A 13432-nucleotide genomic window follows, 5' to 3' on the forward strand; every position below is an offset into this window, starting at 1 on the left:
ACGCACCGCAAAAGTAGCCCCCCTCACCGAGAGACCAACCAGAAAACAAACACCCCCCCCCCCCCCCCCCCCCCCCCCCCCCCCCCCCCCCCCCCCCCCCCCCCCCCCCCCCCCCCCCCCCCCACGTCCGGACGGTTCCGCTCGCCGGGGTCGCCGGGGTGCGCCCGGCTCTCCGCTGCCGCGGTCCGCCGGCCGCGCTGCCGCCCGCCGTCGAACACCCGCTGGCCGAGGCGCTGTTGAGGGGCCGACGTGATCCGTCCTTGGAGAGTCCGGACGTGCGATCCGTCCACGGAGGACTCGTCCAGGCCGACGGGTCGGCGCGGCGGCCATGAAGGCGGGAGTCAGCGCGTGACGTGGAACTCGTTTCCGCCGGGGTCGAGGAACTCGCCTGATTCCCGGTCGTGGTGGGTGACTTCCAGCCGGAGTCTGTTCCGCGCCGCCTTCGGCGCGGCAGGCGGCCCCATCACCAGCGAGACCGTACTGGTGGGCCTCGGGCGCAGCCGGACGCCCCAGTCCTGGGACTCGACCACGTGCCAGTCGGCCTCGGACTGCCAGAAGGCCTCCTGCTCGAAGCGGTCCTCCTCGGCGACGTCGAGGCAGATCGCGACGAGGCCGGAATCTGCTGGCACGCCGGGGTGTCCGGGACGCAGCACACAGAACTCGTTGTTCTCCGGATCGGCCAGCACGTCCCACGGGACGTCCCCCTGGCCGATGTCGACCCGCGTCGCACCGAGTGCAAGCAGGCGGGCCACCTCGGCCTCCCAGTCCGGCCCTCCGGCCAGGTCGAGGTGGAGCCGATTCTTGAGTGCCGTCTTCGGCTTGCCGGCCGGCACGAACCGCAGCTGCAGGCCGCCCGTCAGGCCCCGCGTCGCGTCCAGCCAGAAGCGGTCCATGCGCGTGACATCCAGCGCGTCGAACACCATCCCGGTCAGCATCCCGTTCCCCCGAGTCCTCGAACCCGTCGCCCGCTTATTGTCGCCGCCGCTGTCGGCATCAGCGCCGGCGTCCCAGGTCGGCAAAGCCTGTTCCCGGCCGGTGAAACGCGGGCATCCCAGATCGCCGAGCTGGGTGGGAGTCGCGGGGGTACGCTGGTCATGAATCGGGCTGGAACGGGCACATCGGACCCATCGGCGGGGGCCGGTCCAGGGCCCGGGCACCGGGACCTGGGGCGGTCTCCAGATACGGGGATGCACATGTCCATCACACCGGTACAAGCGGCACGCCAGGAACTGTCCGGATTCAAAGGGCAGCTGATCGGCCCGGAGGATTCCGGATACGACGAGGCCCGCGCCGTCTACAACGCGATGATCGACCGGCGGCCCGCCCTCGTGGCGCGCTGCACCGATCCGGACGACGTCGCCCTGATCATCGGCTTCGCCCGCGACCACGCCCTCCCGCTCGCGGTGCGCGGCGGCGGCCATCACGGGGCGGGCCTGAGCACCTGTGACGACGGTGTGGTCCTCGACCTCTCCCCGCTCAAGGACGTCGAGGTCGATCCGGCCGCGCGCACGGTACGCGTGGGCGGCGGCTGTGTCTGGGGCGAGGTCGACCGCGCCACCAACGCGCACGGCCTGGCCACACCGAGCGGCATCATCTCCACCACGGGCGTCGGCGGCATCACCCTCGGCGGCGGCCTGGGACATCTCACCCGCAAGTGCGGGCTGACGATCGACAACCTGCTGGAGGCCGATCTGGTCCTGGCGAACGGTGAGCGCGTACGGGCCGGTGCCGACGAGAACCCCGACCTCTACTGGGCGATCCGCGGCGGCGGCGGCAACTTCGGCGTCGTCACCTCGTTCCTGTTCCGGCTGCACGAGGTGAGCACGGTCGTCGCGGGTCCCACCTTCTGGCCCGTCGAACTCGGCGCCGAAGTCCTCGCCGCCTACCGCGACTTCATCCCGAACGCACCCCGCGAACTGGGCGGCTTCTTCCTCTTCGGCTCGGTCCCGCCCGGTCCGCCGTTCCCGGAGGAGATGCACCTGAAGAAGGTCTGCGGTGTGGTGTGGTGCCGTGTCGGGGACGACGCCGACGCGGCGGCCCGGGACATGGCACCGCTGCTCGACGCGCTGCCCGCGCCCCTGCTCCACGGTCCGGCGCCGATGCCGCACCCCGCGATCCAGTCCGCGTTCGACGGCGTCTACCCGCCCGGCGACCAGTGGTACTGGCGGGCGGACTTCGTCGACGAGATCCCCGCCGAGGCCGTCGCCCTGCACGCCAAGTACGGTGCCGAGGCGCCGACATGGAAGTCGACGATGCACATGTACCCCATCGACGGCGCCGTCCACGACCACGCCCCGACGGACACCGCCTGGAGCTACCGCAACTCCGGCTGGGCCTCCGTCTTCGTCGGTGTCGACCCAGACCCGGCCAAGGCCGATGCCGTCAAACAGTGGAGCGTCGACTACTCCGAGGCCCTCCACCCGTTCTCCGCGGGCGGCGCGTACGTCAACATGATGATGGACGAGGGCCAGGAACGCGTACGGGCCAGCTATCGCGACAACTACGGGCGACTGGCCCGCGTCAAGGCCGAATTCGACCCGGGCAACCTGTTCCGCCTCAACCAGAACATCGAGCCGGCGACGTCCGACTGACCGCGAGGGCGGGGTCGGGCGGCTCCGCTCACGGCTTGCGGGCCACGCCTCCGTGGACGTCCGTGGGCTCGGGCGACGTACCGGGCTCCGGACGCCACAGGGGGCAGGACACGATGCCGGGCTCGACCGGTTCCAGGCCCTCGTAGTACGCGCCGATCTGCTCGGGGCCGCGCAGCACGTACGGGATCGCGCCCGTGTCGTCGTACCCCTGCTGGGCCTCCTTGAGCGCCGCGTCGGTGTCCGTGCTGTCGTAGTGCACGAAGTAGCTGCCGGAGGGAAGCGCCGCCTGGAGCCGCCGGACGATCGACCTGGCCTCCTCGTAGTCCTGGACGTGGCCGAGGACGCCCATCAGCATCAGGGCGACGGGCCGGGAGAAGTCGAGGATCCGGGAAGCCGCCTCGACGATCTTCTCGGGCTCGTGCAGATCCGCGTCGATGTAGTCGGTGACGCCCTCGGGCGTGCTCGTCAGCAGAGCCTGGGCGTGGCGCAGCACCAGCGGGTCGTTGTCCACGTAGACGATGCGGGACTCGGGCGCCACCCGCTGGGCGACCTGATGGGTGTTGTCGTACGTGGGCAGGCCGGTGCCGATGTCGAGGAACTGGCGGATGCCGAGCTCGCCGGCCACGAACGTGACGGTACGGATCAGGTAGTCGCGCGAGGCACGGGCCATGGTCTCGATGTTCGGGGCGACTTCGCGGTACGCGTCACCGGCCACCCGGTCGACCTCGTAGTTGTCCTTCCCGCCCATCCAGTAGTTCCAGATGCGAGCCGAGTGCGGCACCGTGGTGTCGATCTTGGACAGCGCGTCCTGGTCGGGGCGGTCCGTCATGAGAGTTCTCCTGCCGTGCGTCACGCGGTCGGTTCTCTAACCTATCGTCAACATACGCACATATAGGCCGAGTTGATGGACCGGGCGAACGGGGACGCGGACGGTGGGGGCCGGTTCTCCGGTGTCCAGGGTGACCACGGGGACATGCTGGGCGAGGGTGCGCAGCACCCGCTCGTAGGCGCGGGCCGCCTCGGTGTCCTCCGTCTCGCCCGTCATGTGGACGAGCGCGCCGTCGCGTTCGGCCACCGCCTCCGCGAAGTCGAGCGCCTGGATCCAGGTCACCCGGGAGCGCCCGCGGCGCAGCGGTCCGTAGACCAGCTCGTGGACGAGGCCGCCGTCGACGGCCAACCGGCCGGGCGCGGAGAGGAGTTCGCGGTACGGCTGGGTGGGGTCCACATGATGAAGGTGCCCGTGCGAGGGGCGGATCAGGAAGTGGTGGCGGGCCAGCTCGGCGAGCAGGGCGCGCCGGTCGAGACCGTCCGGACCCTCGACGACAAGGGTCCGGCACCGCGTGAGGGCCTGGTGGAGGATCATGCCCGTACCCACTCCCTCCGGGACGACCGGCTTCGTCAGTGTGGGGGGACAACCCGCACGGCGGGAGTGTGCGTGCGGGTTGTCCGGTTGTGGGGGCGTAGTCGCGCCCTCGCGGGAGGTACGGCGCGGGATCCGCTCAGGCGATCAGGAAGTCGGCCTGTCCCGACTTGGCGCCCTCGACGAACGCGGCCATCTCCTCGTGGGAGCAGATCAGCGCGGGCCCCTCGGGATCCCGCGACTGGCGCAGGGCGACGCTCCCGTCGGGAAGCCGCTTGGCCTCGACGCAGCTTCCGCCGTTGGTGCCGCTCCAGGGCTTGTGCCAGCCCTCGGTTCCCAGCTCGACCGCGGACATGCCGTTGTGCACGGATCCCATGGATCACAACTCCTTACGCAGTTCACCCAGGATGGCCCTGGTCCGGGCGACCGGCTCCGCCTGTACGGACATCCGGTCCAGTACTTCGAGATAGCTGACGACGTCGTCGGGCCGGTCGACGTACACCGCGCCGACCAGGCTCTCCGTGTAGACGATGTCGGGGAGTTCGGAGAAGCCGAAGCGGAAGTGGTGGAACGGGCCGAACGCGCCCGGATGGGCGCCCACGGCGAAGCGCATGATCTGGATCCGGACCTTCGGCAAGTCCAGGACCTCGGCCAGCCGGTCGAACTGGGCCCGCATCACCCCGGGTCCGCCCACCGGCCGGCGCAGCACGGTCTCGTCCAGGATCGCCCAGACGTTCGGGGCCTCCGACTTGGCGAGCAGGTCCTGACGCTTCATCCGCAGGGCGACGCGGCGGCCGATGTCGTCCTGCGACTCGTTGGGGAAACCGACACGCATCAGCGCGGTGGCGTAGCCGTGGGTCTGCAACAGGCCCGGAACGTAGTGGGGTTCGTAGAGGCGGATGACGCTGGCTTCGCTCTCCAGGCTCACGTAGGCGCTGAACCACTCCGGCAGTACGTCGCGGTACTTGTACCACCAGCCCGGCTGGTTGGCCTCCCTGGCCAGCGTGAGGAAGTCGTCGACCTCCGCCGCCGGGACCCCGTAGACGCGGAGCAACTCCCTTACGTACGGGATGCGGAGCCCGACCTCGGCCTTCTCGATCCGGCGGACCGTCAGGGGCGTGACCTCGAGGGCGCGTGCCGCCTCCTCGAAGGAGACTCCCGCCTGCTCCCGCAGATGCCGCAGCCGCTTCCCGAGAACCATCCGCAGGACGGTCGGCGCGCTGCCGCCGGAGCGGTTCTCGCTCACGTCCTACCTCCCGGGAACGGCCGTCTCGGCGTGCAGTGTGCCACGCGGTCGATGACAGTGACAGAGCGATGCGGATCGTTCTGAAATTATCAGAGCGCCGGTTGCACAGGCGGTGGGCGGGCCACCATAGTGATCGAGTGACCGGTCGCACATTCGGCGACGATCACGCTCAACTGTGCTCGTTCGTACCGGAATTGAAGTCTCGGCAGGTATGGGTCAGGGCGCAGCCGCACGCGGATGTGAGGCGATACGGGATGGCCGCCGTGACCGAGGGACAGGCGAGGACCACCGGGGGCAACCGGGTGCTGGGGGCCGCCCTCAAGGAAGCCGGCTGCTCCTACGCCTCCCTCGCCCTGCGGGTCAATGAACTGGGGCGCCGCCAGGGCACGGACTCCCACTACGACAAGGCGTCGGTCACCCGCTGGCTCCAGGGCCAGCAACCGCGGGGCTGCACACCGGAGTTGATCGCCACCGTGCTGTCCGAACGGCTCGGCCGCGCCGTGTCTCCCGCGGACCTCGGCTTCCACTCCGATCCCCAGCGCCCGGTCGCGAGCAGAGCGCTCGTCTACGGCGAGGACGTGGCGGAGACCCTGCACACACTGGCGGAACTGGGCTCCACCGACATCTCCCGCCGCAGCCTCCTCGGCGCGGTCCCCTTCGTCGCGGCGGCCCTGACGAACCCCCAACGCGATTGGCTGCTCTGGCTGTTGGAGCACCAGGACACGGTCTCCCCGACCCTGCCCGTGAGCGGCGGACCGGTCGAGCGGGTGCACGCGATGATCGCCGTGTTCGACCAGATGGACAACCACTACGGCGGTGGCGGAGTCCGCACCAGCATCGTGCACTACCTGTCCACCGAGGTCGTCCCCATGCTCCAGCAGCGCGGCGCACCGCCCCGGCAGCGCCGCCGGCTGTACGCGGCCGCCGCGCGCCTCGCCGCGATGGCCGGCTGGAGCTCGTACGACGCGGGGGAGTACGGCCTCGCCCAGCGCTACATGACACAGGGCCTGCGCCTGTGTGCCGAGGGTCGCGACCGGGTGCTGGGCGGCCAGATACTCGCGGGACTCTCCCACCTCGCCACCAACCTCGGCCGCCCCGACGAAGGGGTCGCGCTCGCCCGCGCCGGAATCGTCACGGCGCGGGGGGCGGGCAGTCCCCTCGGTCTGATGCGGCTGTACGCCATGGCGGCGCGCGGACACGCCGCGCAGGGCCGCCCGGACGACGCCTCCGAGGCGCTGCGGCTGGCGGAGCGGCAACTGGCGGCGAGCAAGGGGGCCGAGCAGGAGTCGATGTGGGTCCGCTATCTGGACCACCACTACCTCCAGGCCGAGTCCGCCCTGTGCTTCCGTGACCTGGGGCTCGCCCGCCAGGCCGAGCGCACGGCGAGCGAGTCGCTCGGCTCGGGCGCCGACCGGCGCAGGCGCCAGGCCATCAGCCGCTCCGTCCTCGCGACCGCGCATCTCCAGCAGGACCGCCTGGACGAGGCGGTCGGCACCGCGACACTGGCACTCGAAACCCTCAGCGCCGTCCACAGCGAACGCTCCGTCCAGGCCCTGCGCGACTTCCGCCGGCGCCTCGAACCCCGCCGCGGCGAGCCCGTTGTGCAGGAGTTCGAACGCCGCTCCCGCGGTGTCCTCGGAGCGGCGGCATGAGCGGCGGGCAGCCGGGCGACGGGCCGGGCGCGGGGTCATGACCGGGAGCGGCGCCGCCGGTCCGCCACCGGACTCAGTACCCCTCGGGTGAGGGGGCGTTCTGGGCGCGGTCGACCGGGAGGTGCGCGCCGGAGATCCCGCTCGACCAGTCCGACAGCAGGAACGCCACGACCCGGGCGACCTCCTGCGGCGCGACCGGCGCGCCGCCCGGCAGCTCCGCCGCCACGAACCGGGCGAACGCCTCGGGATCCTCCCGGCGCATCCGGTCCCAGCGCCGGCCGGGGATCAGCATCGAACCGGGGGAGACCGCGTTCACCCGGATCCCGTCCGGACCGAGCTCGCGGGCGAGCGACGCGGCCAGCTGTATCTGCGCGGACTTCGCGACCGAGTACTGCGCGGGCGGTCCCGGCTTCCAGCCGGAGATCGAGGAGATCACCACGACGGAACCCCCGCCCGCGGACCGCAGGTACGGGACCGCCGCCCGCACCAGCCGGGTCGCGTGACCGACGTTCACCGCCCAGGTCGCCGCCCAGTCCTCCGCGTCCGCCTGCTCGAAGCCGCCCCCGCGGGAACCGCCGGTGCAGGCGACCACACCGTCCAGGCCGCCGAAGCGTTCCGCGGTGTCCTCGACGAACCTCTCCAGGTCCTCGGGCGCGGTGACATCGAGCGGCCGGGTGAACAGGCCGGGGCCCATCGACGCGGCCAGCGCCTCCAGACCCCGCGCGGTGCGCGCACAGGTGGCCACCCGCACGCCCTCGGCGGACAGCAGCCGCACGATCTGCTCGCCGAGTCCTCGCGTACCGCCGGTGACGAGCACCCGCTTGTCACGCAGGCCGGCTCGGCCGGTGCCACCGTCAAGGGACGCCGTCGCCCGGCCCCCGCTCCCGTTCCTCACAAGATCGAACATACATCCCACGCCACTACGCGCTGACAACCGGACAACCCGAATACCCCCTGGTCGCCCAGGCAGTCCGACGTGTTGGCTGCACGGGCAGCCGCCGAGACAACCTCCCCCCGCGCTGCACCCGAAGGAGGACCGATGACGGCATCCAGGGCACCGCGCCGCGGCCCGTCGCCCTCACCGGCCCCCGGCATCCGGCCTCTGGAGCACGAGACGCGGGCTTCGGAACAGGCTCCGCGCGCGGCGGACGGCCACACGGCCCGCGCCCACCCCACCGAAGCGACCGAGCCCCCCACGCCGACCGGGCCCCGGCCGCCCGGGGCCCAGCCCCTTTCGGCGGACCCCGTGCTTCCCGTGCCCGCCGGGGCCGCGTCGTCCAACGGCACCCCTTCGCGCCCGGTACGCGGGGCACACCTCCTGCGGACCAGCGTCCCGGCGCACCCCTCGCGGGCGCCCCGTGTACGGGCCGTGGTCGCCGAGCACCTCGCCCGTCTGCGGCTGCCGCCCGAGCGCGTCGACGACGCGGTGCTCGCGGCCGGCGAACTCTTCACCAACGCGCTCAGACACGGCAGCCCGGACCGCGGCGACACCATCACCGTCATCGTCGAGTGCGACCCGCGCGAGCTGCGCGTGTCCGTCGCCGACCGCTCGTCCGCCCTGCCCGCGGCGCGTCCGGCGGGCGGAGCCGAGGAGTCGGGACGCGGACTGGCGATCATCGCCGCGCTGACCGACGACTGGGGCATCGCGCCGGCCGACCCGGGCACCAAGGGAAAGAAGGTGTGGTTCTCGATGGTGCTCCAGGGGGAGCCGTGAAGGCGCACCCGGCCACGTCCGCCGGGGAGGGCCCCGGGGGCCCGGGGGCCGCGCCGATGGTCCCCGGGCTCGCCAGGGCCCTCGCGGGGGAGCTGGTACGCCGGGCCGACGAGGAGCGGAGCCTGATGCGCCAGGCACGCGACCGTCCCGCCGGGCCGTGGCGCGACGTCCTCCTCGCGTGCCGCGCGGGCAACGCCGAAGCACTCCGGACGATCGTCCGGCGGTACGGCTGGCCGACCACCGAGCAGGTCGGCGCACCCGCCTCGACAGCGGCCCTGATGATCCTGCTGCACGCCCCGGACCCCGGCCTGCGGCTCGGCTGCCGGGACCTGATCGCACGGGCCGCGGCCGACGGACGCTGCCCCGCCGTGCACCACGCCTACATCGCCGACCACTGCGCCGTCGAGCTGGGCCTGCCGCAGTTCTACGGAACCCGCGTCGATCCCGTCACCCTGCGCCCGTATCCCGTACGCCGTCCGGCCACCCTCGACGAACGCCGCCGGGATGTCGGCCTGGGTCCGCTCGACGAACAGCTGCGGCGCCTGCGCGACGGCGCGTGAGGCGCCCGGGAAACGTGATGTGCAGCACGTGCGGAAATGTCCCTTCCGGGTAGCGCGGGAAGATTCTGGCTGGGCACGGCTTGATCGCCGATCAAGAAAGGGGAAATCGCTGGCCACGGCATGTTCGGCGCATTTGACACTTCGTTGAGGGCACAGATAGGAACAACTCTCCGAAGTGGAGAGGTGAACTGTGCGCGAGCCGAACGTGGTCGGGGACTGGCAGGAGTACGACGAGCGGGCCGGCCTGCGTGTTCGCGTCCATGGCGTGGAAAAGGCGGAGCCCCCGAAGGGGCGCGACGACGCCGCCGACGAACTCACCTACTTCAGATTTCGGGTGACCGTCGAGAACCGTGCCACCGAGCATTTCGGTATCCTCCTCGAAGACGGCCAGATCGATATCCGCATCGGCACAGACGGCGAGAGCGCCTTCCTCGACTGGCGGAACTCGCAGTTCATCGAGGGCTTCGACATCTATCCCCTGCGCCGGGCCACCGCGGTCCTCTTCGCCGCCGGCCCCGACACCGTCCTGCACCGGATGGACATCCAGATCCAGCTGAAGGTCGACGACGAGTGGACCGAGCGCTACCTCTGGGCGGGCGGCATCCAGAACGACGCGGCCGTCGAGGCGGGCGCGCGCCCCGACACGGCCCGGGACAGCCTCGCCTGCCAGGTGAGCAACTTCCTGAGGCGCGAGGCGGAGTCCTGAACCCGGCGGCCTGAGCCCCGCCGAGCCCGAGGTCCGCTCTCCTCGCGGAAACCACTCAAAGGGTGACGGGGCGGGCGAACGCCGGTTTTCGCCACGGCGGGCTAAGGTCGCCAGGTGAGTCGAACCGAAGCGCGCTCCGAGGGGGCGGGTCCGTTCACGACCCGGCTGACCTGGCGTCTCATGGACGGGCGCACCGCGGTCTGGGAATCGCGCCTGGCCCGCAAACGCGGCCTGCTCACCGTGCGCGCCCCGGGGGAACCGGAGGCCCGTTCCCGGCGGGCGGACACCGTGTCGATCGGCCGGCTGCGCCGGCTGAACGACATCGCCGCCACGGCGTTCACGGTCGGCGGGTTCCTGTTCGCCCTGGGGGCCGGGGTCGCCCAGTTCGGCTCGGGCGGCGCGACGGGCGCCTGGATCTACTTCGCGGGCGGCCTGTTCTTCAACACCGGGGGCTACGCCTCACTGCTCCAGGCGGTGAACGCTCCCCGCCGGGACAGCGAGTCCGGTTCGCTGGCCGGGCGGCGCTGGCGGTGGTGGAGCTACGAGCCCGGCCGGATCGACTGGCTCAGTACCTTCCTGCTGTTCGTGGGAACGCTCGTCTTCGGCGTCAACCTGCTCGACTCGCTGCTGCGGGGACTCTCGGTCCAGCAGGTGAACCGGCTGATCTGGGCCCCCGACATCGTCGGGTGCGTCCTGTTTCTGCTCTCCGGCCACCTCGCGCTGGCCGAGGTCTGCCACGGCCGTCCGCGCGTCCTCGCCCGCGATCTCGGCTGGTGGATCGTGGCGGTCAACCAGTTCGGATCCGTGCTCTTCTTCGTTTCGGCGCTGGCCGCCTTCACACGGCCCGAGACCGGAAGTCTCGTGAACGTCGACATCGCCAACTGGGGCACTCTCGTGGGAGCGCTGTGCTTCTCGGCCGGAGGCGTGATCCAGTTCTTCGAGCGACCCTGAGGGGTACCGGGCTACGCGGAGACCGCGGCTCCAGCGCTCGTCTAGCGCTCGCTCGCCGGGTTGCCCTCCACCCACTGGATGAGCAGCTGCCGTACGTACGGATTGCCCTCCTGGGCGGCGTGCGCCAGCCGCTCCGCGCTCGCCCGTGCCGCCCGCCAGCCCGCCGGGGTGTCCTCGGCGTTGGCGTGGTCCGCGGCGGCCAGCGCGTCGGCCGCGAGGAGGCGCAGTTCCTCGGAGAGATCGTCGTCCGCGGCGGACCGGTACGCCTCCAGGCGCAGGGCCGCGAGGTCCGCCGGCGAGGGGGCGGGCTGCGCGGGCGGCTGGGCGTAGCCGCTCACCGCTATGACCACGCAGAAGGTGGCCACGTCCCGGCGGCTCTCCGACTGGCCCTTGGCGATGGCGGGCGCGAGCCAGGTGGGGGCCCGCCAGTGCGAGACCGCCGTGGCGAGGGTGAGGGCAACGGCCAGCAGCGTGAAGGGAATCCAGCCACCGAAGAACCAGCCGATCGGCCCGAGCACCAGGAAGCAGACGGCACCGCTCATCCATATCCGACGGCGGCCGAGTCTCAGGTGTCGTGGATCCATGTGCCTCAGTGTCGCAGGGGCGTCCGGGACGCGCTGAGGGGGCGGGGGATTCGCGCGGCGCCGTCGCCTTTCGGTCCGCCCGAGGACACCGGAACGCCCGCCTCGGGGCACCGGGAAGCCTGTCTCAGGCCATGGGGGAAGCCTGTCTCAGGACGACGTGCCGCGCCGGTGCGCACACACCGTGACGGTCACCGGGGGCCGGAGCGCCCGCGGTCGCGGCTGTGGGTGGCGAGAACCGTGGTGAACGGGCCTCGTGACCGTGGTGTCAGGTGTGAACGGCGCGTATCGAATGGCCGGAGATGGCCCTGTCCACCGCGACCAGCCGTACGTACGATTTCGTCACTCCCGGTCTTCACAGCTCCTTCACAGCCGGGGGCGGGCTGCGCATGGGCATTTGTCATGTGCATGCTCAAATGAGTCATGCTTGATCCAACGCACTGGTCTGCGACGGCTCCCCGTCCGTTCGGGGAACCGCACCCCCCTTTCACGGCGGCACCCCGCGTGCTGCCGCCGGAACACCGACGCAACGGATTGGAGCACCATGGCTGGTGGGCTGCTTCTGGGTGGCGCGATCGCCACCCTGTTCGCCACAGCGATTCCCCTCTCTGGCCCGTCCTCCGGGATCGAGGACCCGCCCCCGGACAAGATCGTCATCAGTGTCGCCACGGTCAACGGATCCGGGTGTCCCCAGGGAAGCGCGGCCGTCGCCGTCTCCCCGGACAACACGGCCTTCACGGTGACCTACAGCGACTACCTCGCCCAGGTCGGAGGCAACGCCGACCCCACAGCGTTCCGCAAGAACTGCCAGCTCAACCTGATCGTCCACGTCCCGCAGGGCTTCACCTACGCCATCGCCAGCGCGGACTACCGCGGCTTCGCCTCGCTCCAGGCGGGTGCCACCAGCACGGAGAAGGCCTCGTACTACTTCCAGGGATCCTCGAACACGGCCTCCATCACGCACCCCTTCCGTGGCCCGTACGGCGACGACTGGCAGTCCACGGACACCACGGACTGGGCCCAACTGGTCTGGTCCCCCTGTGGTGTTCAGCGCAACTTCAACATCAACACCGAACTCCGCGTCAACGCGGGCACCTCGACGCCCGGCAGTTCCAGCTTCATGACCATGGACTCGACGGACGGTGACATCAGCACCGTCTACCACCTGGCCTGGAAGGAGTGCCCCGCCGCCTGACCCCGCCTCTTCGCACGCGGGTCCTCGGTCGGCTCCACCGCATCGGAGCCGGCCGAGCCCGCCCGCGGGACAGCCTCAGGGCAGCAGCTTGTCGACCGCCGCGGAGCCTTCCTCCTGGAGCTTGCGCTCGGCCCAGGCGAGGTTCTGCGGAGTGACGTCGCGACCCGCGGCGAGCACCAGGTCCTCGGCCGTCACCGGGCCCTCGGTGCCGGTGTGCAGCAGCGTGTCGGGGGTCGCCCTGTCGTCGGAGGGCGTGGACGCGTCGGGCTGGCTGGATGACATGGTCTCTCCCTGTTCCACCGGATCTGTTCTCACGCTACGGGCATTCCGTACGCCCCGCGCGACGCACCCGGTGTCGGGCCCGGCCCCCGGTGGTCGCGGCAGGCGAACCCCCGTTCGGCTGCGCTGGAATGTCGACAACCATTCGCGGAGGTGATGGTGGAGGAGCTCGCACCCCTGTGAATGAACGGAGTTTTGGAATGCGCATTCGTCTGATGGTCGCTGCCGGACTCGCCGGTGTGGCCCTGCTGGCCACTGCCGGGACCGCCGCCGCCGATGGCCCCGGCCCGGTGGGCGTCGCGGCGAACAGTCCCGGACTCCTGTCCGGCAATGTCGTCCAGATCCCCATCGACGTCGACGCGAACGTCTGCGGCAACACGGTCAACGTGGTGGGTCTGCTGAACCCGGCGATCGGAAACGTCTGCAAGAACAACTGACGATCCGGTTCGCCGGCCGGGCAGGCGCTGCCCGGCCGGCGGGACCGGCCCGGGGGCGGGGGGGGGGGGGGGGTTCCCCCCGGGGGGACGGAGGGTGGGGGAGGGTGGGGGGGGGGGTGGTGGAGGGACGGGGCTAGAGGAGCAAGGTAGGGAGGAGAGT

General features: G+C 71.4%; 16 protein-coding genes. 8 read left to right on the top strand and 8 right to left on the bottom strand.

Translation table 11 applies throughout. The features are described from left to right. Nucleotides 1–341: 341 nt before the first annotated feature. The gene (locus ACZ6KY_RS36100; protein WP_469314484.1) at nt 342–935 is read right to left on the bottom strand and encodes a VOC family protein; all 594 of its coding nucleotides are present in this window, start codon (nt 933–935) and stop codon (nt 342–344) included. Between the two features lie 258 nt (nt 936–1193). Between ACZ6KY_RS36100 and ACZ6KY_RS36105 the strand changes: the two genes are divergently transcribed. Continuing rightward, on the top strand, nt 1194–2591 hold the full coding sequence (locus tag ACZ6KY_RS36105; protein WP_469314485.1) for an FAD-binding oxidoreductase: 1398 nt from the start codon (nt 1194–1196) through the stop codon (nt 2589–2591). A 28-nt stretch (nt 2592–2619) separates the two neighbouring features. On the opposite strand, the gene ACZ6KY_RS36110 is transcribed toward ACZ6KY_RS36105, so the two are convergent. The 4 genes from ACZ6KY_RS36110 to ACZ6KY_RS36125 all read right to left on the bottom strand — a co-directional run bounded on the left by ACZ6KY_RS36110 (nt 2620) and on the right by ACZ6KY_RS36125 (nt 5197). Beyond that, nucleotides 2620–3420: an SAM-dependent methyltransferase gene (locus tag ACZ6KY_RS36110; RefSeq protein WP_469314486.1), complete on the bottom strand. Its 801-nt coding sequence runs from the start codon at nt 3418–3420 to the stop codon at nt 2620–2622. Nucleotides 3421–3456: 36 nt separating this feature from the next. Continuing rightward, on the bottom strand, nt 3457–3954 hold the full coding sequence (locus ACZ6KY_RS36115; protein ID WP_469314487.1) for a hypothetical protein: 498 nt from the start codon (nt 3952–3954) through the stop codon (nt 3457–3459). A gap of 136 nt (nt 3955–4090) precedes the next feature. Next, nucleotides 4091–4327, bottom strand: coding sequence for a DUF397 domain-containing protein (locus ACZ6KY_RS36120; protein ID WP_469314488.1), 237 nt, complete (start codon nt 4325–4327; stop codon nt 4091–4093). A 3-nt stretch (nt 4328–4330) separates the two neighbouring features. Beyond that, entirely contained in the window at nt 4331–5197 is an 867-nt protein-coding gene (locus tag ACZ6KY_RS36125; RefSeq protein WP_469314489.1) for a helix-turn-helix domain-containing protein, read from the bottom strand. A 254-nt stretch (nt 5198–5451) separates the two neighbouring features. On the opposite strand from ACZ6KY_RS36125, the gene ACZ6KY_RS36130 reads away from it, so the two are divergent. Further along, nucleotides 5452–6849, top strand: a complete 1398-nt coding sequence (locus tag ACZ6KY_RS36130) for a hypothetical protein (protein ID WP_469314490.1) — start codon at nt 5452–5454, stop codon at nt 6847–6849. 73 nt (nt 6850–6922) lie between these two features. On the opposite strand, the gene ACZ6KY_RS36135 is transcribed toward ACZ6KY_RS36130, so the two are convergent. Next, a complete protein-coding gene (locus ACZ6KY_RS36135; RefSeq protein ID WP_469314491.1) occupies nt 6923–7744 on the bottom strand; it encodes an SDR family NAD(P)-dependent oxidoreductase in 822 nt (273 codons plus the stop codon). Between the two features lie 144 nt (nt 7745–7888). Between ACZ6KY_RS36135 and ACZ6KY_RS36140 the strand changes: the two genes are divergently transcribed. The 4 genes from ACZ6KY_RS36140 (at nt 7889) to ACZ6KY_RS36155 (ending at nt 10780) form a co-directional block, all read left to right on the top strand. Next, complete coding sequence (locus ACZ6KY_RS36140) at nt 7889–8563, top strand: ATP-binding protein (protein ID WP_469314492.1); 675 nt, start codon at nt 7889–7891, stop codon at nt 8561–8563. Then, entirely contained in the window at nt 8560–9123 is a 564-nt protein-coding gene (locus ACZ6KY_RS36145) for a DUF6624 domain-containing protein (protein ID WP_469314493.1), read from the top strand. Before ACZ6KY_RS36140 ends, ACZ6KY_RS36145 begins: the two co-directional genes overlap by 4 nt. Nucleotides 9124–9313: 190 nt before the next feature. Next, a complete protein-coding gene (locus ACZ6KY_RS36150; RefSeq protein WP_469314494.1) occupies nt 9314–9829 on the top strand; it encodes a hypothetical protein in 516 nt (171 codons plus the stop codon). Between the two features lie 114 nt (nt 9830–9943). Then, the gene (locus ACZ6KY_RS36155; protein ID WP_469314495.1) at nt 9944–10780 is read left to right on the top strand and encodes a hypothetical protein; all 837 of its coding nucleotides are present in this window, start codon (nt 9944–9946) and stop codon (nt 10778–10780) included. Nucleotides 10781–10821: 41 nt separating this feature from the next. Here ACZ6KY_RS36155 and ACZ6KY_RS36160 read toward each other — a convergent pair whose 3' ends face one another. Beyond that, nucleotides 10822–11364 (bottom strand): hypothetical protein, encoded by a 543-nt coding sequence (locus tag ACZ6KY_RS36160; RefSeq protein ID WP_469314496.1) that lies wholly within the window; start codon nt 11362–11364, stop codon nt 10822–10824. A gap of 541 nt (nt 11365–11905) precedes the next feature. Here ACZ6KY_RS36160 and ACZ6KY_RS36165 point away from each other — a divergent pair. Then, complete coding sequence (locus ACZ6KY_RS36165; RefSeq protein WP_469314497.1) at nt 11906–12556, top strand: DUF4360 domain-containing protein; 651 nt, start codon at nt 11906–11908, stop codon at nt 12554–12556. Between the two features lie 75 nt (nt 12557–12631). On the opposite strand, the gene ACZ6KY_RS36170 is transcribed toward ACZ6KY_RS36165, so the two are convergent. Then, on the bottom strand, nt 12632–12838 hold the full coding sequence (locus ACZ6KY_RS36170; protein WP_469314498.1) for a hypothetical protein: 207 nt from the start codon (nt 12836–12838) through the stop codon (nt 12632–12634). A gap of 197 nt (nt 12839–13035) precedes the next feature. On the opposite strand from ACZ6KY_RS36170, the gene ACZ6KY_RS36175 reads away from it, so the two are divergent. Beyond that, nucleotides 13036–13272 carry a chaplin gene (locus ACZ6KY_RS36175; RefSeq protein WP_469314499.1) on the top strand — a complete coding sequence of 79 codons (237 nt, stop codon included), beginning with the start codon at nt 13036–13038 and terminating at the stop codon, nt 13270–13272. Nucleotides 13273–13432: the final 160 nt, after the last annotated feature.

The sequence above is a fragment of the Streptomyces sp. NPDC042002 genome (assembly GCF_055588305.1).